The 19759-nt window shown below is 71.4% G+C and carries 23 protein-coding genes; 15 read left to right on the top strand and 8 right to left on the bottom strand.

Features of this window, described 5'->3' with window-relative positions; all coding sequences use genetic code 11:
* Nucleotides 1-54: 54 nt before the first annotated feature.
* The 4 genes from ACFY9I_RS18800 (at nucleotide 55) to ACFY9I_RS18785 (ending at nucleotide 3885) form a co-directional block, all read left to right on the top strand.
* A complete protein-coding gene (locus ACFY9I_RS18800; RefSeq protein ID WP_391002915.1) occupies nucleotides 55-1752 on the top strand; it encodes an amidohydrolase family protein in 1698 nt (565 codons plus the stop codon).
* Between the two features lie 178 nt (nucleotides 1753-1930).
* Nucleotides 1931-2503 carry a MarR family transcriptional regulator gene (locus ACFY9I_RS18795; RefSeq protein ID WP_391003194.1) on the top strand — a complete coding sequence of 191 codons (573 nt, stop codon included), beginning with the start codon at nucleotides 1931-1933 and terminating at the stop codon, nucleotides 2501-2503.
* A 180-nt stretch (nucleotides 2504-2683) separates the two neighbouring features.
* Nucleotides 2684-3337 (top strand): LysE family transporter, encoded by a 654-nt coding sequence (locus ACFY9I_RS18790; RefSeq protein ID WP_391003192.1) that lies wholly within the window; start codon nucleotides 2684-2686, stop codon nucleotides 3335-3337.
* Between the two features lie 101 nt (nucleotides 3338-3438).
* Nucleotides 3439-3885 carry a nitroreductase/quinone reductase family protein gene (locus ACFY9I_RS18785; RefSeq protein WP_391002913.1) on the top strand — a complete coding sequence of 149 codons (447 nt, stop codon included), beginning with the start codon at nucleotides 3439-3441 and terminating at the stop codon, nucleotides 3883-3885.
* A gap of 120 nt (nucleotides 3886-4005) precedes the next feature.
* Here the strand turns inward: ACFY9I_RS18785 and ACFY9I_RS18780 are convergent, their stop codons facing one another.
* Nucleotides 4006-5031 carry a cation diffusion facilitator family transporter gene (locus tag ACFY9I_RS18780; protein ID WP_391002911.1) on the bottom strand — a complete coding sequence of 342 codons (1026 nt, stop codon included), beginning with the start codon at nucleotides 5029-5031 and terminating at the stop codon, nucleotides 4006-4008.
* Nucleotides 5032-5164: 133 nt separating this feature from the next.
* Here ACFY9I_RS18780 and ACFY9I_RS18775 point away from each other — a divergent pair, with 133 nt between their 5' ends.
* Nucleotides 5165-6181 (top strand): glutathione S-transferase C-terminal domain-containing protein, encoded by a 1017-nt coding sequence (locus ACFY9I_RS18775; RefSeq protein WP_391002909.1) that lies wholly within the window; start codon nucleotides 5165-5167, stop codon nucleotides 6179-6181.
* A 65-nt stretch (nucleotides 6182-6246) separates the two neighbouring features.
* Nucleotides 6247-6543: a DUF4235 domain-containing protein gene (locus tag ACFY9I_RS18770; RefSeq protein ID WP_391003190.1), complete on the top strand. Its 297-nt coding sequence runs from the start codon at nucleotides 6247-6249 to the stop codon at nucleotides 6541-6543.
* Between the two features lie 86 nt (nucleotides 6544-6629).
* On the opposite strand, the gene ACFY9I_RS18765 is transcribed toward ACFY9I_RS18770, so the two are convergent.
* Together ACFY9I_RS18765 and ACFY9I_RS18760 are read right to left on the bottom strand one after the other, a co-directional pair.
* The gene (locus ACFY9I_RS18765; RefSeq protein WP_391002907.1) at nucleotides 6630-7022 is read right to left on the bottom strand and encodes a VOC family protein; all 393 of its coding nucleotides are present in this window, start codon (nucleotides 7020-7022) and stop codon (nucleotides 6630-6632) included.
* 73 nt (nucleotides 7023-7095) lie between these two features.
* Nucleotides 7096-7572, bottom strand: a complete 477-nt coding sequence (locus tag ACFY9I_RS18760) for a GNAT family N-acetyltransferase (protein ID WP_391002905.1) — start codon at nucleotides 7570-7572, stop codon at nucleotides 7096-7098.
* A gap of 155 nt (nucleotides 7573-7727) precedes the next feature.
* Between ACFY9I_RS18760 and ACFY9I_RS18755 the strand changes: the two genes are divergently transcribed.
* The gene (locus tag ACFY9I_RS18755; protein ID WP_391002903.1) at nucleotides 7728-8090 is read left to right on the top strand and encodes a DUF1304 family protein; all 363 of its coding nucleotides are present in this window, start codon (nucleotides 7728-7730) and stop codon (nucleotides 8088-8090) included.
* Nucleotides 8087-8695 (top strand): TetR family transcriptional regulator, encoded by a 609-nt coding sequence (locus ACFY9I_RS18750; RefSeq protein WP_391002901.1) that lies wholly within the window; start codon nucleotides 8087-8089, stop codon nucleotides 8693-8695. Before ACFY9I_RS18755 ends, ACFY9I_RS18750 begins: the two co-directional genes overlap by 4 nt.
* A gap of 179 nt (nucleotides 8696-8874) precedes the next feature.
* Here the strand turns inward: ACFY9I_RS18750 and ACFY9I_RS18745 are convergent, their stop codons facing one another.
* Entirely contained in the window at nucleotides 8875-9984 is a 1110-nt protein-coding gene (locus tag ACFY9I_RS18745; RefSeq protein WP_391002899.1) for a zinc-binding dehydrogenase, read from the bottom strand.
* Nucleotides 9985-10059: 75 nt separating this feature from the next.
* Nucleotides 10060-11517, bottom strand: a complete 1458-nt coding sequence (locus tag ACFY9I_RS18740) for an aldehyde dehydrogenase family protein (protein ID WP_391002897.1) — start codon at nucleotides 11515-11517, stop codon at nucleotides 10060-10062.
* Between the two features lie 116 nt (nucleotides 11518-11633).
* Here ACFY9I_RS18740 and ACFY9I_RS18735 point away from each other — a divergent pair, with 116 nt between their 5' ends.
* The 4 genes from ACFY9I_RS18735 (at nucleotide 11634) to ACFY9I_RS18720 (ending at nucleotide 14499) form a co-directional block, all read left to right on the top strand.
* The gene (locus ACFY9I_RS18735; RefSeq protein WP_391002895.1) at nucleotides 11634-12062 is read left to right on the top strand and encodes a MarR family transcriptional regulator; all 429 of its coding nucleotides are present in this window, start codon (nucleotides 11634-11636) and stop codon (nucleotides 12060-12062) included.
* A 171-nt stretch (nucleotides 12063-12233) separates the two neighbouring features.
* On the top strand, nucleotides 12234-12617 hold the full coding sequence (locus ACFY9I_RS18730; RefSeq protein WP_391002893.1) for an anti-sigma factor antagonist: 384 nt from the start codon (nucleotides 12234-12236) through the stop codon (nucleotides 12615-12617).
* A 289-nt stretch (nucleotides 12618-12906) separates the two neighbouring features.
* Nucleotides 12907-13563 (top strand): DUF4230 domain-containing protein, encoded by a 657-nt coding sequence (locus ACFY9I_RS18725; RefSeq protein WP_391002891.1) that lies wholly within the window; start codon nucleotides 12907-12909, stop codon nucleotides 13561-13563.
* Nucleotides 13564-13857: 294 nt separating this feature from the next.
* Nucleotides 13858-14499 carry a VanZ family protein gene (locus ACFY9I_RS18720; protein ID WP_391002889.1) on the top strand — a complete coding sequence of 214 codons (642 nt, stop codon included), beginning with the start codon at nucleotides 13858-13860 and terminating at the stop codon, nucleotides 14497-14499.
* On the opposite strand, the gene ACFY9I_RS18715 is transcribed toward ACFY9I_RS18720, so the two are convergent.
* Nucleotides 14480-14716 carry a hypothetical protein gene (locus ACFY9I_RS18715; RefSeq protein ID WP_391002888.1) on the bottom strand — a complete coding sequence of 79 codons (237 nt, stop codon included), beginning with the start codon at nucleotides 14714-14716 and terminating at the stop codon, nucleotides 14480-14482. The two genes, ACFY9I_RS18720 and ACFY9I_RS18715, sit on opposite strands and share 20 nt — an antisense overlap.
* 157 nt (nucleotides 14717-14873) lie before the next feature.
* On the opposite strand from ACFY9I_RS18715, the gene ACFY9I_RS18710 reads away from it, so the two are divergent.
* The 3 genes from ACFY9I_RS18710 to ACFY9I_RS18700 all read left to right on the top strand — a co-directional run bounded on the left by ACFY9I_RS18710 (nucleotide 14874) and on the right by ACFY9I_RS18700 (nucleotide 18117).
* A complete protein-coding gene (locus ACFY9I_RS18710; protein ID WP_391002886.1) occupies nucleotides 14874-15911 on the top strand; it encodes a PHP domain-containing protein in 1038 nt (345 codons plus the stop codon).
* Between the two features lie 125 nt (nucleotides 15912-16036).
* Nucleotides 16037-16702, top strand: coding sequence for an HAD-IA family hydrolase (locus ACFY9I_RS18705; RefSeq protein ID WP_391002884.1), 666 nt, complete (start codon nucleotides 16037-16039; stop codon nucleotides 16700-16702).
* Between the two features lie 386 nt (nucleotides 16703-17088).
* On the top strand, nucleotides 17089-18117 hold the full coding sequence (locus ACFY9I_RS18700) for an NAD-dependent epimerase/dehydratase family protein (protein ID WP_391002882.1): 1029 nt from the start codon (nucleotides 17089-17091) through the stop codon (nucleotides 18115-18117).
* Between the two features lie 175 nt (nucleotides 18118-18292).
* On the opposite strand, the gene ACFY9I_RS18695 is transcribed toward ACFY9I_RS18700, so the two are convergent.
* Together ACFY9I_RS18695 and ACFY9I_RS18690 are read right to left on the bottom strand one after the other, a co-directional pair.
* Nucleotides 18293-18562 (bottom strand): hypothetical protein, encoded by a 270-nt coding sequence (locus ACFY9I_RS18695; protein ID WP_391002880.1) that lies wholly within the window; start codon nucleotides 18560-18562, stop codon nucleotides 18293-18295.
* 142 nt (nucleotides 18563-18704) lie between these two features.
* A complete protein-coding gene (locus tag ACFY9I_RS18690; protein ID WP_391002878.1) occupies nucleotides 18705-19679 on the bottom strand; it encodes a phosphotransferase in 975 nt (324 codons plus the stop codon).
* Nucleotides 19680-19759 lie beyond the last annotated feature (80 nt).

Raw genomic sequence — 19759 nt, 5'->3', positions numbered from 1 at the left:
CACACCGTCCCCCGCTCCCTCCCCCACCCGATCAGACACCCCAGAGAGGTCCTCGTGAGCGACACTTCCCCCACCCTCGTCCTGACCGGCGGTCAGGTCCTCACCGTCGACGCCGGTTTCACCGTCGCCGAGGGTGTGGCCGTGCGCGGCCGGGAGATCGTCGCGGTCGGCACGGACGCCGAGATGCGCGCCCTGGCCGGACCGGCGACGCGGATCGTCGAACTCGCCGGGCGGACCGTACTGCCGGGCATCAACGACTCGCATCTGCACGGCGCGGCGTACGGGCTGTCCAAGCCGCCGTTCGCCCTCGACGTCGGCCATCCCGCGGTCGGTTCGATCGCCGACATCGCGGCGGCCGTGGGTGCGGCGGCACGAACCGCCGCACCCGGAGAGTGGATCGTCGGGCTGGGCTGGGACCCCGGCTATCTCGCCGAGTGCCTGGCCGAGCCGGGCCGCCTCCCGCACCGCGGGGACCTGGACGCGGTGGCACCCGACCACCCTGTCTGTCTGACCGACTTCTCCCAGCACATGGTGTGGGCCAACAGCGAGGCCCTGCGCCGGTGCGGGATCGACGCCGGCACCGAGGCACCGGACGGCGGTGTGGTCGACCGCGACGCCGACGGCCGGCCCACCGGCATCCTGCGCGAGGCCGCCGGGGTACTGCTGCAGGCCGCCCTGCCCTCCCCCACCGTCGCCCAGCGCCGCGAGGCCATCCGCAACGTCGTCGCCGAACTCCACGCACGCGGCATCACCAGCTACACCGAGCCGGGCCTCGGCCCCGGCGGCTCCGAGACCCTGTTCGGCGGGCTGAGCACCGACAACTGGACCGCCTACGCCGACCTGGTCGCGGCCGGCGGTCTGCACGCCCGGGTCAGCGTCCTTCTCCTGCCCGCGCCCATGGGCGGCTCCGCCGACGACGTCCGCAAGGGCCTCGGCCAACTGCACCGCCCCGAGTCCGCCGACCCCCGGCGGCTGAACGCCATCGGAGTGAAGATCTTCGCCGACGGGGTGCCCCCGAACCGTACGGCCTGGATGAACGAGCCCTATCTCGACGGTGGACACGGCTCCCTGTGCGTGCACGGCCGCACACCCGAGCTCCAGGTGGACGAGCTGTTCGACATGATCCGTGTCGCCCACGAGGCGGGCTACCAACTGGGCGTCCATGTGACCGGGGACCGGGCCATCGACATCGTGGTGGACGCGTTCCTGGCCGCGCAGGAGGCCGTGCCACGGCCGGACGCCCGGCACTACGTCATCCACGGCGACTTCATCGGCGCCGACAGCCTCGCCCGGCTGGCGGCTCAGGGCTACGGCGTCAACATGAACCCGGCCATCAAGTGGACGATCTCCGACCTGATGGAGGAGGTGGTGGGCCCGGAGCGGTCGGCGTACGAGTGGCCCGTCCGCTCGGCCTTCGAGGCGGGCGTAGCGGTCTGCGCCAGCTCGGACGCGCCGATCACCGAGCCCGACTGGCGGCAGGGGGTCGCCGGGATGCTGCTGCGCGAGTCGAAGGCCAGCGGCCGGGTCAGCGGCCCGGAACAGCGCGTGGGCCTCGCCGAGGCGTTGCGGGCGTACACGATCAATCCGGCCCGGCAGGACTTCGCCGAGGACTGGAAGGGTTCCGTGGAGGTGGGCAAGGTGGCCGACCTGTGCGTCCTGGACCGACCGCTGCTGGACATCGACCCGCGTGAGATCACCAAGGTCCAGGTCGACATGACGGTGTTCGACGGCGGGGTCGTCTTCGAACGCTGAACCGCGGGCAGTCGTGTGGTGGGCGGTCGGCCTTGGGCGCCGGTGAAGTGGGTTCCCTCCCCTCCGTACAATTTACTCCCGAATGACCGAACGACCGAATGTCCGCACGCATGACGAGCCGGGACCGGAGGGGCCGTACGCGGCCGTCCGGTCCGGCCGTGAGACCGAAGGAGCGCCCGTGCCCGGTCAGCGATCCATCACCGAAGCCGAGAAGCTCGCCGCGGCGAAACTGGGTGACTTCACGATCCGCCGGGACCAGATGGCGGCGGTGGCGAACATCTACCGGGCCGCCTCGGCGGTGCGCCAGCACCTGGAGAACTCCGTGCTGCGCGGTTCCGACCTCACCTGGACGGCCTTCGTGGTGCTGTGGGTCGTGTGGGTGTGGGGCGAGTCCGAGACACGGCACGTGGCGGAGGAGGCGGGCATCTCCAAGGGCACGCTCACGGGGGTCGCGCGCACGCTGGAGTCGCGCGGCCTGGTACGGCGGGCGGACCATCCGACGGACGGTCGGCTGGTGCTGCTGGCGCTCACCGACGAGGGCGAGGAGTTGATGCGGCGGGTCTTCCCGGCGTTCAACGAGGAGGAGGCCTTCGTCACCGGGCAGCTCAGCGACACGGAGTGCCGCAGCCTCGCGGAGGGGCTGCGCAGTGTCGTGCTCCAGGTCGAGGAGCATGGCGAGGAGCGCCGCCGCACCTTGCTGAACGGAGCCGAGCCCGCGCCCCGCCGCAGCGGTCGCCGCCCCAAGGCGTGACGCCCTCGCGGATGGCGCGCTGGGGACTCCGGTAATTCGATTGCGGTGGCCCGGTGCTCACCCCCAGGATCTGCGCATGCTCATCACCGACGCCTTCCTGCCGCTGACCCTCGCCGCCGTGTCACCGGTGCGGGGACAGCAGCAGTCCGGCCGACCGTGGGGACCGACACCGCCCCGGTCGTGACGGCCGCGCTCGTCGCGGGGCTCCTCGCCGGCTATGGCATCGCCATCCCCGTCGGAGCGGTCGCGACCTACCTCGTCTCCCTCACCGCCCGTACGTCCCTGCGGACCGGAGCCTGCGCCGCGCTCGGCGTGGCGACGGCCGACGGGCTGTACGCCCTGCTCGCCGTGCTCGGCGGCACGGCCCTCGCCGCCGTGTTGCAGCCGGTGCTGGTGCCCCTGCGCTGGGCGTCCGCCCTGGTGCTCCTCGCCCTGGCCGCGCGTGGCGCGACCACGGCACTGAGCCAGTACCGGGCCCGGCGACTCACCACCCGACCGCGTCAGGACCCGGTCGGCCCGGCTCGCGCGTACGTCGCCCTGCTGGGGATCACCCTCCTGAACCCCACCACGGTCGTCTACTTCACCGCCCTGGTGCTCGGCAGCCGGGCCACCGACACCGTGGAGCCCCTGGAACAGGCGGTGTTCGTGCTGGCCGCGTTCCTCGCCTCCGCGAGCTGGCAACTCCTCCTCGCCGGCGGCGGGGCCCTGCTCGGCCGGTCCCTCACCGGCCACCGGGGACGGCTGCTGACCGGCCTGCTGTCGAGCGCCGTGATCGCGGTGCTGGCGGTGCTGATGCTGGAGCCGTCACAGCTCCTGTCCGGGCTCCGCCAGTGAGGCGACCCGCGTGCCGACGGTTCGTTGCGGATGGTTCCGGACGGGGCAGGTGTTGTATGCGGGGGACAGCCTCTGTACGTGACGAACAAGGGACGGTTGCCATGCCTCTTGAGGGCGAGTACGTGCCCAGCCCCACTCAGTGGGTGCGCGAGCAGGTCGAGTTGTACGAGAGCTCGGGCGGCACGAAGGGGACCACGTTGCTGGACACCGGCCTGCCGGTGGTCGTGCTCACGTCGCGCGGCGCGAAGAGCGGGAAGATCCGCAAGACTCCGCTGATGCGGGTGGAGCACGACGGGCGGTACGCGGTGGTCGCCTCGCAGGGCGGCGCGCCCAAGCACCCGGTCTGGTACCACAACCTCAAGTCCGACCCGCGCGTGGAGCTGCAGGACGGGCCCGAGCGCCGGGAGTTGACCGCGCGGGAGGTCACCGGCGACGAGAAGGCCGAGTGGTGGGAGCGGGCGGTCGCCGCGTATCCGCCGTACGCGGAGTACCAGGAGAAGACCGACCGGGAGATTCCGGTCTTCGTGCTGGAGCCGACGAACGGTTGACGGCGCGGCTCTCCGTACGGATGTCGATGCGGTGTCCGTGCGGAGAGTGGGCGCGGGGAAGTGCGCGAAAAAAGTTTCGGCGCGTCGCGCATGATCCCCCGCGCACCGGGCACCCGAGTCTCAGGCCCCGCCGCGTTCCCCCGTCGCGGCGGGGCTTTTCGCCGCCCGCTCCCCGTGGCGCCGCCACTCCGACTTGTCCGTCACGTCGAGGAAGATCTGGTCGGCCTCGGGGACGACATGGGCGATGGACCGCTTGATGCGTACGGCGACCTCCTCGACGCGTTCGCTGTCGAGGCCGGGGACCAGATCGACGCGGGCCGCCACCAGGGTGGAGTCCAGGCCCAGTTGCATGGTGAGCAGGGCCTCGACGCTGTCGATCTCGGGCTGGGCCTCCAGCAGGGCACGTATCCTCCGGCTGGGTTCGGGGTCGGCCGCCACCCCGATGAGCTGCTCTCGGGCGTCCCGGCCGAGCCGGTAGGCGACGTACACGAGCAGCGCCCCGATGGCGAACGACGCGGAGGCCTCCCAGATCACCTGGCCGGTCACCATGTGCAGGGCCATTCCGCCGATCGCGAGGGTCACACCGAGCACGGCCGTGCCGTCCTCGGCGACGACCGTGCGCAGGGCCGGGTCCCGCAGACCCCCGACGCGGCCGCCCTGCCCGCGCACCTGGTGCAGGGCACGCAGCAGTGACGCCCCCTCGGAGAGGAGGGCGACTCCGAGGACGGCGATACCGGCCACATAGCCGTCGTAGGACTCCTCGCTCGGTGTCGTCAGCGCGTGCATCGCCTGGTAGAACGAGAAGCAGCCGCCCATCACGAAGATGCCGACGGCGGCCAGCAGGGACCAGAAGAAGCGCTCCTTGCCGTAGCCGAAGGGATGCCGGCTGTCGGCGGGGCGGCGGCTGCGGCGCAGCGCGGCGAGGAGGAAGACCTCGTTCATGCTGTCGGCGACCGAGTGTGCTGCCTCCGACAGGAGGGCGGGCGATCCGGCGACGAGTCCGCCGACCGCCTTGGCCACGGCGATCACGAGGTTGGCGCCGAGGGCGACGAGGACGGTGATCCGGGTCCTGCGGTCCGTCCGGGCCTTGCCCTCCTCATCGGTCCCCGGCCCTTCGAGGACCGCCCCGCCCCGGTCGTCCGTCATCTCCGTGTCCTCCCCTGTCCGCGTCACGTTCGCCGACTGCCCCGACCGGTCGCGCTCACACCGTGGGGGTCGCGGAAATCGGGGAACTCACATCAGGGCACGGGTATCCGGACAGACCGGAAGGACGGACGGCATGAGTGTCGGCGAAGGCAACGAGTCGTACGGGAGGAAGCCGTTCAAGCGGTCCGCGAGCCACTTCTCGGACCGGATCACGGCCGACGGCCGGGACGGCTGGCCCGTGGAGGCGGGCCGCTACCGGCTCGTCGTCAGCCGGGCCTGTCCCTGGGCGAGCCGGGCGGTGATCTCACGGCGGCTGCTGGGCCTTGAGGACGCCCTGCCGATGGCGATCGCCGACCCGATCCAGGACGACCGCAGCTGGCGGTTCACCCTGGACCCGGACGGCCGGGACCCCGTGCTGGGCATCCGGTTCCTGAAGGAGGCGTACGAGGCACGGGAGAGCGAGTTCCCCGGCGGGGTCAGCGTCCCGGCGATCGTGGACGTGCCGAGCGGCGAGCTGGTCACCAACGACTACCAGCGGATCACCCTCGATCTCGCCACCGAGTGGACGGACCTGCACCGCCAGGACGCGCCCGACCTGTATCCGGCGGCCCTCCGCGACGAGATCGACACGGTGATGGAGGAGGTCTATCAGGACGTCAACAACGGGGTCTACCGGGCGGGCTTCGCCACGGGGCAGGAGGAGTACGAGGAGGCCTGCGCCGGGGTGTTCCGGCGGCTGGAGGCGCTGTCGGAGCGGCTGGCGCGGCAGCGTTATCTCGTCGGGGAGACGATCACCGAGGCGGACATCCGGCTCTTCACCACGTTGGTGCGTTTCGACCCCGTCTACCACGGTCACTTCAAGTGCAACCGCTGGAAGCTGGCGGAGGACCCGGTGCTGTGGGCGTACGCCCGTGACCTGTTCCAGACTCCTGGATTCGGTGACACCGTCGACTTCGACCACATCAAGCGGCACTACTACCAGGTGCACTCGGGCATCAACCCGACCGGTGTGGTGCCGCTCGGGCCCGATCTGGCCGGATGGCTCACGCCGCACGGCCGTGAGGATCTGGGCGGCAGCCCGTTCGGCGACGGTACGGCGCCGGGGCCGGTACCCGCCGCCGAGCGAGTAGCCCCGCGGGGCCGCCCCTGAGCGGCGCCACCCGGTTGACGACAGCGGGTCGACGACAGCACGACATGAAGAACGAGGAGAACCAGATGTCCAAGAAGAAGAAGCTGCCCCTCGCCTACCAGCCGCTCGGATTCGCCCTGGGCTGGGCGGGCGGTGCGCTGGCCTCACTCGCGTTCCGCAAGACCTGGAAGATGATCACTCATGAGGACGACGCGCCCGACGCGCTGGACCGGGACCGCGGCTGGGGCGAGGTCCTGCTCGCGGCGGCCGTCCAGGGCGCGATCTTCGCGGTGGTACGCAGCGCGGTGGACCGCACCGGCGCGAAGGCCATCGAGCGGTCCACCGGGGTGTGGCCGGCCGCGGAGAAGGGAGGCCGGGACTGATGTACGGGGCCTGTCCGCCGGCTCCGGTCGGAGCGGGCGGACAGGCCCCGGCCGTCGCCCCGGCCGTCGCTCGTACCGGGGGTGCCTCACCCCTGTTTGGGCGCCGTCGGGTGTTCACGACGCAGGGTGAAGGAGTGGCCGGCCGGATCGGAGTAGCCACGCTCCTCGAACGGGCCCGACGGCTCCTTGGTGTCCAGCGGGCGCCCGCCGAGGGAGACTATGCGGCGCTCGGCCTCGTCCAGGTCGTCGACGTAGAAGTCCAGGTGGGCCTGGAGGGAGTTCTCGGGGCGGGGCCAGCTCGGCGGGGTGGCGTTGACGTCCCGGCGGAACGCCATACGGGCGCCGCAGGCACCCTCGATCTCGACGCGGTTGGCCGTGGCGTCCGTCTCCTCCGCGTCGAGCAGTTCCTTGTAGAACACCGCGAGTTTCTCCGGCTCGGCGCAGTCCAGCACCACGAGGCCCGCCTGTACCAGTGCCATGTCTCCTCCGTACGGGGTACCGGGCGCGGAGGACGGTCCGCCGCCACCCATACGCTCCCCGGGTACCCCACGGTCACAGGTTCAGCCGCAGCGTGAGGGCCTGTGGCCGGAAGGACTCCCGCTCGTAGAACCGGATGCCTTCCGTGTTGGCCGCCGAGGCGGTCACCTCCGCGTGCGCCGCGCCCTGCTCCCTCGCCCACTCCAGGAACGTGTCGACCAGTCGGGCGCCGACCCGGGCGCGGCGGAGCCGTGGTTGGACGTACAGCGCCAGGAGGGTGGCCGACGCCACGGGCCGCATGGCGGAGGGGCCGGACATCGATCCCGACAGATGCCCCACCACCTCGTCCTCGCACAGCGCGGCGAGCAGCAGCCGGCCGGGGTCGAGGAGGGCCGCCGCGAACGCCTCGGGTCCGTGCAGGCGCGGCCAGTCCACGTTCAGACTCGCGTCGCGGGGGCCGCCGTCCTCGGCGAACAGCCGGGCGCTGGAGTCGACGATGCCGGGCACGTCCTCGGCACGGGCACGCCGCACGATCACCTCTTGCTCACTCATGGACGGGAACCTAGCGGCAGGGTCCGACAGCGCGGCGGAAACGACCCAGGAGCCCAGGAGGGGGCCGATAGCTTCCTGGACAATCGTCCAGATATAGTGGACACCTGTCCAAGAAATCCTTGGCCGCATCGAGTGTGTGACGGAGACTGCAGACGATGGGGATACTGGCGAACGTGCTGGTGGCGCTGGTGGCGGCGCTGCACTTCTACATCCTGGTGATGGAGATGTTCCTGTGGCAGAAGAAGCAGGGAATGGGCTTCCACGGGTTCGACACGGAGATGGCGCGGCGCACGGCCCCGATGGCCGCCAACCAGGGGCTGTACAACGGTTTCCTCGCGGCCGGGCTGGTGTGGGGCCTGATCGCGGGCGACCCGACCGGATACCGCGTGCAGATCTTCTTCCTCGGCTGCGTGATCGTCGCGGGTGTGTACGGCGCGGCCACCGCCAACCGCCGCATCCTCGTCGCCCAGGCGCTCCCCGGTGCCCTCGCCCTGGCCGCCGTCCTCGTCGCCGGATGAACCCGGAGGCCCCCCGGCCCACCGAGGATTCCCGGACCGGGGCAGACCTCCGAGTCACCGAGGACCCCCGAGCCGCCCGCACCAGGGCCAAGCTGCGGAAGGCCCTGCTGGAGGAGTGCGCCGGGCATCCGCTGCACGAGGTCAGCGTGGCCGCGCTGGTCCGGCGGGCCGGGGTCGGCCGGGCCACGTTCTACGTGCACTACCCGGACCTGGAAGCGCTGGCCGTCGACGCCTGCGCCGATGTCGTACGAGAGGCCGTGGAGGCACTGCACGCCTGGCGGGGCCGCCCTGACCCGGTGCGGGCGCCGGCGGCGCTGCCGGAGTTCTTCGCCGGTCTCGCCCCGCACGCGGGTCTGTACCGCACCCTGCTGGCGCCTGGTGGCGGTGGACCGCTGGGCCGGGTCCTGCACCGGGACCTGCGCGCCTACAGCCTGCGCGAACGCGAGCTGGCGGGGGCCGCGGACGCCCCGTTGGTGGCCTCCGCCGTGGCGGCCACCTTCGCGGGGGTCCTGGCGGACTGGCTGCACGGCCTCCTCGACGGCACCCCGCAGGAGATCGCCGACCAGGCATGGCAGCTACTGGTGGCGCTCCACCGCAGCCGGTGAGCACGCCCGAGCGCCGACCGCCCCGGCCCGGGCCGCCGCCGGCCGGGGCTTCCTCTGATGGCGCCATGACGGACCGACGGCCCTGTGGGTGACCTGGTGTCCAGGTCACCCACAGGGCCGGGGTCACGCGGGGAGGACGTGACCCGGCGGGAGATGGCTCCTCGGGACGTCGGCCGCGGTCAGAAGGTGAGCACGGGCTTGATGCTCCTGCCGCCGCTCATGTCGGCGACCGCCTGGTCGATGTCCTCGAACTTGTAGCGGCTGATCAGCCGGTCGAGCGGCAGCTTGCCCTCTTTGACCAGTTGCACGAGGACGGGGATGGCGGTCTGGATCTCGTTGTCGCCGAGGGTGAGACCGACGACGCGCTTGCCGCCGAGCATGCCGTTGACGTCGAGGGAGACCTCGGTGCCGAACGGTGGGGCGCCGACGATGACGAGGGTGCCGCGGGCGGCGAGGGCGTCGACGCCCTTGCGGAGCACGAAGACGCTGCCCGTGGTCTCGACCGCACCGTTGGCACCTCGGCCGCCGGTGATCTCCATGATCGCCTCGGTGATGTCGGCGGCCTCGCTCGCGTTCACCGTGTGCGTGGCGCCCAGTTCCTTGGCCAGTTCCAGACGCTCACCGACCTTGTCCACCGCGATGACCGTGGTCGCCGGGGTGAGGGCCGCCGCCATCACGGCGGAGAGGCCGACTGCTCCGGCGCCGAGCACGACGAGGCTGCTGCCGGCTCGCGGCTCCAGTACGTTCCACACCGCGCCGACACCGGTCTGGACGCCACAGCCGAGCGGGGCGATGGAGTCCAGCGGTACGTCCGGGTCGACCTTGACGAGTCCGCGCTCGTCGACCAGGGCGCGCTCGGCGAAGGAGGACTGGCCGAAGAAGTGGCCGCCGAGGTCCTGGCCGTCGCGGCTGATGGTGCTGGTGCCGTCGGCGCGGCGTCCGCCGAGCAGGTTCAGCGGGAGCCAGGTGGCGCAGTACGCCGGGTGTCCGTCTCGGCAGTTGGGGCAGGCGCCGCAGGAGGTGAAGGACAGGACGACGTGGTCGCCCGGCGCGACGGAGGTGACCCCGGGGCCGACGGCCTCGACGACACCGGCGCCCTCGTGGCCCAGGACGCCGGGCAGGGGGAAGGGCAGCCCGCCGCTCGCGACCCCCAGGTCGGTGTGGCACAGCCCGGCCGCGACCATACGGACCAGGGCCTCGCCCTGCCCCGGCTCGTCGAGGACGACCTCGGAGAGGGTGAAGGGCGCGCCCCCGGACTCGACCACTGCGGCACGTGTGGTGGTGGACATGGTCATGCACTCCTTGTTCTGTCCGTGAGCCGGCGGAGCGGTCCGGCGGCTCACCGAGTGATTCCGGGCAGGCGCTCAGTCGAGCGAGACGACGACGGACTTGACCTTGGTGTAGGACTCCAGGGCCTCGGGGCCGTACTCGCGGCCGAAGCCGGAGGCCTTGACTCCGCCGAAGGGCACGGCGGGGTCGAGCATCGGCCAGTCGTTGACCCAGACGATGCCGGCCTGGAGCCTGTCGGCGACGCGGTGGGCGCGGGTGAGGTTGGTGGTCTGGATGCCGGAGGCCAGGCCGTAGGGCGTGGAGTTGGCCAGCTCGACGGCCTCGTCCTCGGAGTCGAAGGGCTGCACGGTGAGGACCGGCCCGAAGACCTCCTCCTGGACGACGCGGGAGTCGTTGGTGAGGTCGGCGATGACGGTGGGCTTGTAGTAATAGCCGCCGTTCAGGTCGAGGCGCTCGCCGCCGCAGACGATGCGACCTCCCTCCTTGCGGGCCAGCTCGACGTACTCCTCGACCTTTTTGAGGTGGCGCTCACCGGCCATCGGGCCGATGACGGTCTCGGGCTGCCGGGGGTCGCCGAGGGGCACCCCGGGTACGGCGTCGGCGAGGATGCCGACCACGGTCTCGTACACCGGGCGGGCGACCAGGAGGCGGGGGCCGCCCATGCAGAACTGGCCGGTGTTGAAGACGAAGCCCTTGATGATGGCGCCGATGGCCTTCTCGATGTCGGCGTCCTCGAAGACGAGGTGCGCCGCATTGCCGCCGAGCTCCATCGTGACCTGCTTCAGGCCCTCACCGGCGACGCTCGCCGCGTGGCGGCCGGTGGCGGTGGAACCGGTGAAGGCGATCTTGTCGACGCCGGGGTTGCGCAGCAGCGCCTCGCCCGCGACCGGGCCTGTGCCGGTGACGACGTTGTAGACGCCGTCGGGGACTCCGGCCTCCTTGAGGAGGTTCGCCATGTAGAGGGCGCTGAGCGGGGTCTCCTCGGCGGGCTTGTGCACGACCGTGTTGCCGGCGGCGAGCGCGGGGGCGATCTTGGAACCGGCCAGGATCAGCGGGAAGTTGAACGGGGTGATCGCACCGACCACACCGATCGGGCCGCGCTTGGTGTAGGCGAGGCGGTTGTTCGGGACGTCGCGCGAGGAGCCGTCCAGGGACCAGGCGAGGGAGGCGTAGTACTCGTAGTCGTTGGCCGCGTTCGTCACGTCGACGGCGTGGGCCAGGGTGATGGGTTTGCCGACGTCGCGGCTCTCCAGGGCCGCTATGTCGTCGGCGTTCTCCCGGATCAGCTCGGCCACGCGGTGCAGGATCCGGCCGCGCTCACGGCCGCTCAGTCCGGACCAGGCACCGCTGTCGAACGCCTCGCGCGCGGCGCGGACGGCGGCGTCGACGTCGGCGGCGCCCGCTTCCGCGACGGTCGTGACCACCTGACCCGTGGACGGGTCGATCACGTCGGCGCGTGCCCCGTCAGTCGCCTCGAGCCACTGCCCACCGATGAACAGCCGCCCGGGCCCGCTCTCGAAGGTGGTCGTCATTGCCCACTCCTCAGCCTTGATCGCCAAGTTCTCACACCAGTCTGAACCGACAGGATTCCTGTTGGTCCGCAGTTTCATCACAGACAGGTTTCCTGTCAATGCCTTACGCTGACCCCATGGTCGGCACCAAGGCACCCCCCTCCCTCCTCTACATGATCAAGCAGGTCGAGCTCGTTGTCCGTGCGCGCCTCGACGAGCTGGTGAAGCCGGCCGGGATCACGGCCCTGCAGTACACCTCCCTCACCGTGCTGGAGCGGCACGACGGACTGTCGGCCGCCCAGCTCGCCCGCGACTCGTTCGTCACAGCCCAGTCCATCGCGGATCTCGTACGAAGTCTCGAGAACCGTGGACTCGTACGCCGGGAGCGCAATCCGCGCAACCGGCGCGAGCTGCTGATCCTGCTGACCGACGAGGGGCGCGAGCTGCTCGCACGCCATGCGGAGCCGGTGCGTGACCTCGAGGAACGCATGATCCGGGACCTCACCGCGCACCAGGCGGACCAGTTCCGGCAGGCGCTGTCGAAGGCCTGGCACGCGCTGTCGTAGAAGGTGCGGCGAGGAGGTGCCGTGCGACTGCTCGGTAAAACTCCGGACGGATTGCCGGAGAAATCGAAGACATATGTCAATCGAACATGCTGAAATTCACTCTGACGGGGGTAACTTGCAGCGCGGGGACGGGAGTTGCCCCGACGGAGTCCGGTTGGAGGCGATGCCGTCGTGTCGAACGACCCCACACCGCCCGCGACCGGGTACCTGCGCGTCCGCACGGACCGTGGTCGCACCGTGCTCGAACTGCACGGCGAGATCGACATCGCGGCGGCGGTCGAGATCATTCCGCACCTCGACGCGGCGACGGGCCGCCCCGGCGCCCGGATCGTGATCGACCTGCGCCACGTCGAGTTCTTCGACTGCTCCGGCCTGCGCCTGCTCTACCGGGCCCGGCAGCGCGTCCTCGACCACGACGGCGAACTCCGCCTCGTCTGCACCCACCCGCTCACCCTGCGCGTCCTCAAGGTCACGGGCCTGGCCCGGCTCCTGCCACCGGCCCCGACCCTGGACGCGGCCCTGGCCCGCCCCGAGGCCACGTCCGGGACGTCTTGACCCCGCCTCAGCCACGCATGCCGTCCTCGCTCGGGTATTGCAGGACGGCCCCGGACGACCACGCGCAGCTCGGCGGCGACGAGGCACTGGACGGGCTCACGCCCTCCGTCCCGGGCGACAACGTCGCCGCGCGGCTTCATGCCCCTGGTCACTCGGCGTACGTCTATTCGATACGGCGCCCGGGACGGCCCGCGCCCCTGACCTACGGCGAAGTGTGGACAAACTCCAACTCGGCGTTCCGCCAACGTGTTTGGGGGCATTCGTTGAAATAGGAAGGAGGTCCGTCGACATGACGACGTCCATCAAGCGTACGCGCGTGCCCGGCTGGGCCAAGCTGCTCACCGCCGTGGTCATCCTCATCGTGGTGCTGCTGGCCGCGCTGCGGCTGCTGGTCTTCGGGGGGCTGGACGACGTGTTCGGCACCGAGGAGCACGACCGCTCGGGGCCCACACTCCTGAAGTCCATCCAGGACATGAGCCGTTACGACGCCGCATCGGGCAACTTCCAGGTGGTCGTCGACCTGGAGAAGGACGCCAAGTACCTGCCGGACGCGATCCGCGGCACCCGCACGCTGTACGTCGGCGCGGGCACCGTCGACGCCTATGTCGACCTCGGCAAGGTCGGCGAGAAAGACGTGAAGGTCGACGAGGACCGCACCTCGGCCACCATCAACCTCCCGCACGCCCGGCTCGGCACGCCCGCCCTCGACACCGAGCACTCCTACGCCGTCTCCAAGCAGCGCGGTCTCCTCGACCGCCTCGGTGACCTCTTCTCCGACAACCCCAACGGCGAACAGGCCGTGCAACGCCTCGCCGTGAAGCACATCGGCGACGCCGCCGAGGAGAGCAAGCTCACCGACCGCGCCGAGGCGAACACCACCGACATGCTCGAAGGGCTGCTGCACTCCCTCGGCTTCAAGGAGGTGAAGGTGACGTACGGGCCCTGACCGGACTCCGGTGCCCTCCCCGGCCCGGGGAGGGCACGTCGATTCGGGGAGGGCGCGTCGTACGTCGGCTCCGCCGCCTCCGTATGTCCGCGCCCTCCCGCGCCCTCCTGCTCCCGAGCGCCTGCCCGGCGCCCCTCGAACGGGAGCGGACCCTGTCGGTCCCCACCGGAGTGCCCAGCGAGGGCGGCGGGAAACCCGTCGCACGCCGTGACCGAGTCCGCACGAGCGGGCATCGAAGGCAGCTTCGGGGGTAACCACCTTGTGGCGATAGGAAGTTGAAACCGGGAGGGTTGCATGGCCCGCACCACGTCGCGTTCCCGCACCACGTCGCGTTTCCGTTCCACGAGCTCCGGTCGCCCCTCACCGGCGGCCTCGCGCGACCGGCGGCCGCTCGCGTGGCCCCTGCGGCTGCTGGTGATGGCGCTGGCCTTCGTGGCCATGGTGGCGTTCGGCGCGGTGCTGGCCGGGCTCACCCTCCAGCCGTCCCCCGCGTCGGAGACCCTCACCCACAGCAACCTCCGCCCCGGCAGCTCGCTGGAGCTCTACTGGCACCACCCCGACCCGCGCGACGCGCTCAAACAGGTCGGGGGAAACGTCCTGCTGGGCGTGCCCTTCGGCATCCTGCTGCCGGTGCTGGCGCCCGGCGCGCGCAGACTGCTGCGCGTGCCCGCCCTGACCGCGTTGGTGATGCTGCTGGTCGAGCTGGTGCAGGGCGCGGTCGTCACCGGACGCGCCTTCGACATCGACGACGTCATCCTGAACACGGCGGGCGCGCTGCTGGGCTATCTGCTCCTGGGCCGCAGGCTCGGGCGGGCGGTGCACGCCCGAGCCCCGCGCAGGCCCGACAAGGCACCGGCCCAGCCGAAGGCGCCGCGCGGCGGCTGGACCCGCCGCCTGCGCGGAACCCGCAAGAGGGCTAGCGCAACGTCCAGGTGAGCTTGTCGCCACCCACCCAGCGGACCTGGTCGGGGTCGTCGAGGTCATGGACGACGACCCCGTACGCCGCAGCGGCCTGCAGCACGTCCGTCAGCGTCTTGGCCTCGCCGACCACCTGTCCGTCGATCTCCACGATCCGGAACGGCGGCGTACCCGGCTGCACCCCGAGCACCATGACCCGGGGATGGGAAATGTAGGGGCTCGCGATTTCGGTCATGCCTCGAGCGTAGAGCGGGTTGCGGCGGTCGGTGACCGGGTGAGGTCCGGCGAGGTTGTGCCGGGCGGGTCGGTGCGTCCCGCGCGCCCGTGATCGTGAAGCCGCCGTGCGGGTACCCGCGTGCTGGGTGAGGCTGGAGGCAGGAGCTGGAGGTGCCATGGATCCCGTCGAGGCCCTGGACCGGATCGCTTTCCTGCTGGAGCGGGACCGGGCCCCCACCTATCGCGTACGCGCGTTCCGTACGGCCGCCGCCGTGCTCGGCGCGCTGCCCGCGGACGAGGTGGCCGAGCGGGCCGACGGCGGCTCCCTGGAGTCGTTGCAGGGGGTCGGGCCGAAGACCGCGCAGGTGGTGCGGGAGGCGCTGGCCGGACAGGTGCCGGGCTATCTGCGGAAGCTGGAGCAGGAGGGCGAGGCACCGCTCCCGGATGGTGGCGAACGGCTGATGGAGCTGATCAAGGGCGACTGCCATGTGCATTCGGACTGGTCGGACGGGGGCAGTCCGATCGAGGAGATGGGCCGGACCGCCGCGCGCCTCGGTCACGAGTGGACGGCGCTGACCGACCACTCGCCCCGGCTGACGGTCGCCCGCGGGCTGTCCCCCGAGCGGCTGCGGGAGCAGCTCGACGTGGTGGCCGCGCTGAACGAGACATGGGCGCCGTTCCGGCTGCTCACCGGGATCGAGTGCGACATCCTCGACGACGGTTCGCTGGACCAGGAGCCCGAACTGCTGGACCGGCTCGATGTCGTGGTCGTGTCCGTGCACTCCAAGCTGCGCATGGACGCTCGCGCGATGACCCGTCGGATGGTCGCCGCCGTGCGCGACCCGCACTCGGATGTGCTGGGGCACTGCACGGGGCGGCTGGTCACCGGGAGGGGGCGGCCGGAGTCGGAGTTCGACGCGGACGCGGTGTTCGCGGCGTGCGCGGAGACCGGGACGGCAGTGGAGATCAACTCCCGGCCGGAACGCCTCGATCCGCCTCGGCGGTTGCTGCGGCGGGCGGTGGAGGCCGGGGTGCTGTTCTCGGTCGACACGGACGCGCACGCGCCGGGGCAGCTCACATGGCAGGTGCACGGGTGTGCTCGGGCGGAGGAGTGCGGGGTGCCGGCCGAGCGGGTGGTGACCACGTGGAGGGTGGAGGAGGTGTTGGGGTGGGCTCGGGACCGGGAGATTCCACAGGGCGTGCCGAGTGCCTAGGAGCTCGTCGGGTCCCGTCGGTTCGGCGGGTGCCGGCCCGTCGTGCCCACGCGGCGGAGCCGCGCATCGATGGCGTGCCGTGGTCCCCGGGCCGCGGTTGTCGAAGTTTCCAGGAAGGGTGAGCCATGGGTAGGGCGGCTGTTTTCGATGTCGACGGGACGCTTGTCGATACCAACCATCTGCATGTGGTCACCTGGTGGGAGGCGTTCCGGCAGGCCGGGCATCGGGTGGCCATGCATGACATCCACCGGGCGGTGGGGTTGCCGTCCGGTGATCTGGTCACGCACCTGCTGGGCGGGAAGCGGGATCCGGAGGAGAAGGACGCGCTCAGCGCGGCGCACAAGGCGCTCTACGGGACGTACTTCGACCGGCTCCCCGCCCTGCCGGAGGCGGGACGGCTGTTGCGGCGGCTCGACGGGCAGGGGTGGAACGTGGTGCTGGCGACCTCGGCGGGCGGCGCGGAGCTGACGGCGTTGCGGCGGGCGATCGGGGCCGATGACGCGATCATGGCGACGACGAGCGCCGACGACGTGGCCGCGGGGAAGCCTGCGCCGGATCCGGTCGAACAGGCCTTGGAGCTGGCGGGGGCACCGGCCGAGCGGTCGGTGTTCGTCGGGGACACGGTGTGGGACATGCGGGCGGGTGCCCGTGCGGGGGTGCGCTGCGTGGCGGTGCTCTGCGGCGGCATTCCCCGGCTCGAACTGGAGGCGGCCGGCGCGGAGGCGGTGTTCCGGAATCCGGCCCATCTACTGGCCGCGCTGGAGGAGAGCCCGCTGGGCCGGGAGGAATGACCTGGTGACGACCCCTGTGGGCGACCTCTGACGACGTGACGCAGATCACCGGCTATGTCGGGATACGGAAGGAACACACGTCGATAGCTTCCCGTTGAGTCAGGCGTGGGTGCGGATGGGACAGTGTCCCCGGGCCTCACTTTTTGCCCGCAGGGACGATCGTTCGGCTGAAGCCCTGTGGAGCCTTTCGCCGAGAGGCGACCGCCATCCGCGCCCACCCACAGACCGCCCCGACCGTGATTCCCCCGTCCCGGTCGGGGCTTCCCCTTTTCCCGCCCTACCCGTCCTACCCGTCCTTCCCGCCTGCGCGCGGCTGCGTGCACCCACACGGTCCGGGTACTCGTCGTCGCCTCCGCAGGAATCGAAGCACGCGAGAGGAGTCAGCGGTGAACAGAGAATCCGGCGGCAGGATCGTGGTCACTGGGGCCACCGGCAATGTGGGGACGAGTCTGGTGCGGCTGCTCGCGGAGGACGCGCAGGTCGACCGGATACGGGGCGTGGCCCGTCGGGTTCCCGACTGGGCGCCCGCCAAGACGGACTGGTCACCCGTGGACGTGGGGTCCGAGGAAGCCGACCTGGTCAAGGAGTTCGAGGGGGCCGACGCGGTCGTCCATCTCGCCTGGGCGTTCCAGCCGACGCACGACCCCACCGTGACCTGGCGGACCAATGTGCTGGGCAGCCTGCGGGTCTTCGAGGCGGTGGCGGCGGCGAAGGTCCCGACGCTGGTGCACGCCTCGTCGGTGGGCGCCTACTCACCGGGGCCGAAGGACCGCTCCGTCGACGAGTCCTGGCCGACGCACGGCTGGCCGGACGCCGCGTACTGCCGGGAGAAGGCGTATCTTGAGCGTGCCCTGGACTCCTTCGAGTACGAGCATCCCGGAGTCCGGGTGGTGCGGATGCGGCCCGCCTTCCTGTTCAAGCGGGAGTCGGCGAGCGAGCAGCGGCGTATCTTCGGCGGCCGTTTCCTGCCTGGGCCGCTGGCCCGGCCCGAGCTGCTGCCCTTCCTGCCCGACGTACCCGGGCTGAAGGTGCAGACGCTGCACACCGACGACGCGGCCCAGGCCTACCGGCTGGCCCTGCACGGCGATGCCCGCGGTGCCTTCAACCTTGCGGCCGAGCCTCCCGTGGACGCCGCGCTGCTCAGCGAGATGATGGGTTCCCGTCCGGTGCGGCTGCCCCGGGTCGCGGCCCGGTCCGCCGTCGCCGCAGCCTGGAACCTGCGGCTGCTGCCCGCCTCCCCGCACCTCTTCGACGCCGTACTGCGGCTGCCGCTGATGGACTGCACCAAGGCCCGCGACGAGCTGCGCTGGCGGCCCGAGCGCACGGCGGTGGAGGTACTGGAGGAGTTCCTGGAGGGGCTGCGGCAGGGGGCCGGGGCGGAGACCGAGCCGCTGCGCGGGCGGAAGGTGGGCTGAGGCCCTCACGTGACCCCTCACATGGGCTGTGAGCACGCGGCCGACGTGACGGCGCCTCCCCGGGTCCCACCGGGGAGGCGCCGAGTCATCGGGGACTGCTGCCTTGCGCTGCGGAGTCCTGGACGGCTGCGAGAGTCCTGGACGGCTGCGGAGTCCTGGGCGAGGGAACGCCAGGTCAGCCGGACGGCTCGTCGGGGACGGGTTGCTCGGGGTTGGCCGCGGCCGACTTCGGCGCACCCTGCCGACCGGTGCCGGCCTCGTCCGTGTCGGGCACGTCCTCGGCATCGGCGGTGTCGGTGGCCGCGTCCTCGTGCTCCTCGTCGTGGGTGGCGCGCGTTGGTGCCACCTCCCACGGGTCCTCGCTCTCGTCCGCCTGCTGGTCGGGCAGGTCCCTGGGTACGGGGTCACCGTGCTCGCCGGGACCCTCCAGGCGGTGATCGGTCACGGCGTGCTCCTTCCTGTCGTGCACCGGCGCGCGGGTACCTCGCTCTGATCCAGTCAAACCATCTGATCGACTCAGACCATCTGATCGACGCAGACCATCCGATCGAGTCGAACCAGGTGATCCGAGCACCGGGTGCGTCCCGTCAGGAAAGGTCGTCCAGCTCGTCCAGGGCCGCGTTCAGGCGGGGCGCCACGGCTTCCCGCCGCCATGCGACGTGTCCGTCGTCCATGGCGCGCGGCACCACCTCGACCAGCATGATCAGATAGAGGTAGCTCCGGTACAGGGCATAGCGCCGACGCGTCGACGGCGTGAACTCGATCTCCCCGCCTGCTTCTCGATACCCCGTCAGGAAGTCGTCGTCCTGGCGGATGTCCCCCAGCAGCGCCAGTGAGACGAAGTCCGCCACCGGGTCGCCCCAGAACATGCGCTCGCCGTCGATCAGGCCGCCGATCCTCGAAGGCTCGCCGTGCTCCACGAGGATGTTGCCCTGCCACAGGTCGAAGTGGACCAGGCGGGGCACGGTCACCTCGTCCAGGGCGTCGTACGCGGCCTTCGCCGTGCGGGCCACCTCGTCCACGGGGCGGGGCAGCCAGGCCCGGAAGCGGCGGGCGTCGTCGAGGACGCCGTCGTAGAGGGTGGCGAAGGCGGTACGCCAGTCGCCGGCGAGAGGGCCGAAGACACCTGAGGGGTAGCCGAAGCCGGGGCCGGTCACCCGGTGGAGCCGGGCCACCAGTCCGCCCAACTCCCGGCGCAGTGGGGCCTCTCGGGAGGGTTCCAGACCGTCCCATCCGCCGCCGGGGCAGTAGGTGAGCAGGATGTGGCGGCCGGCCGGCGCGGTCTCGTCGAGGGCGACTCCGACCACCCGTGGCGCGGGCACGCCGACGGTCTCGGCGGCCCGGCAGAACTCCGCCTCACCGCCGAGGAGTTCGCTCTCATGGGTCAGGCCGGGGGTGGAGGGCACCGGGGGAACCTTGAGGACCAGCCGGGTGCCGTCGGTGAGGCGGAGCTCCTCGACCGTGTTGTAGGTCCCGCCGCCGAGCGACAGCCGCTCGGCGAGACTCTCGGGCGGCAGCCCGGCAGCGGCGAGTACCAGCCGCGCCCTCTCCCAGTCGTCCATTCCGCTCCCCCTCGCCACAGACAGCCGTGTGGGCCCACTCTGTCAGGTGGCCTTCACGCCTGACACCCCTCCCTGCCCAG

The organism is Streptomyces sp. NPDC012510 (assembly GCF_042955065.1).
In the GTDB taxonomy this organism is placed as follows: Bacteria; Actinomycetota; Actinomycetes; order Streptomycetales; family Streptomycetaceae; genus Streptomyces.
The sequence above is the reverse complement of the archived record's forward strand: the minus strand, read 5'-3'. Positions and strand labels throughout refer to the sequence as shown.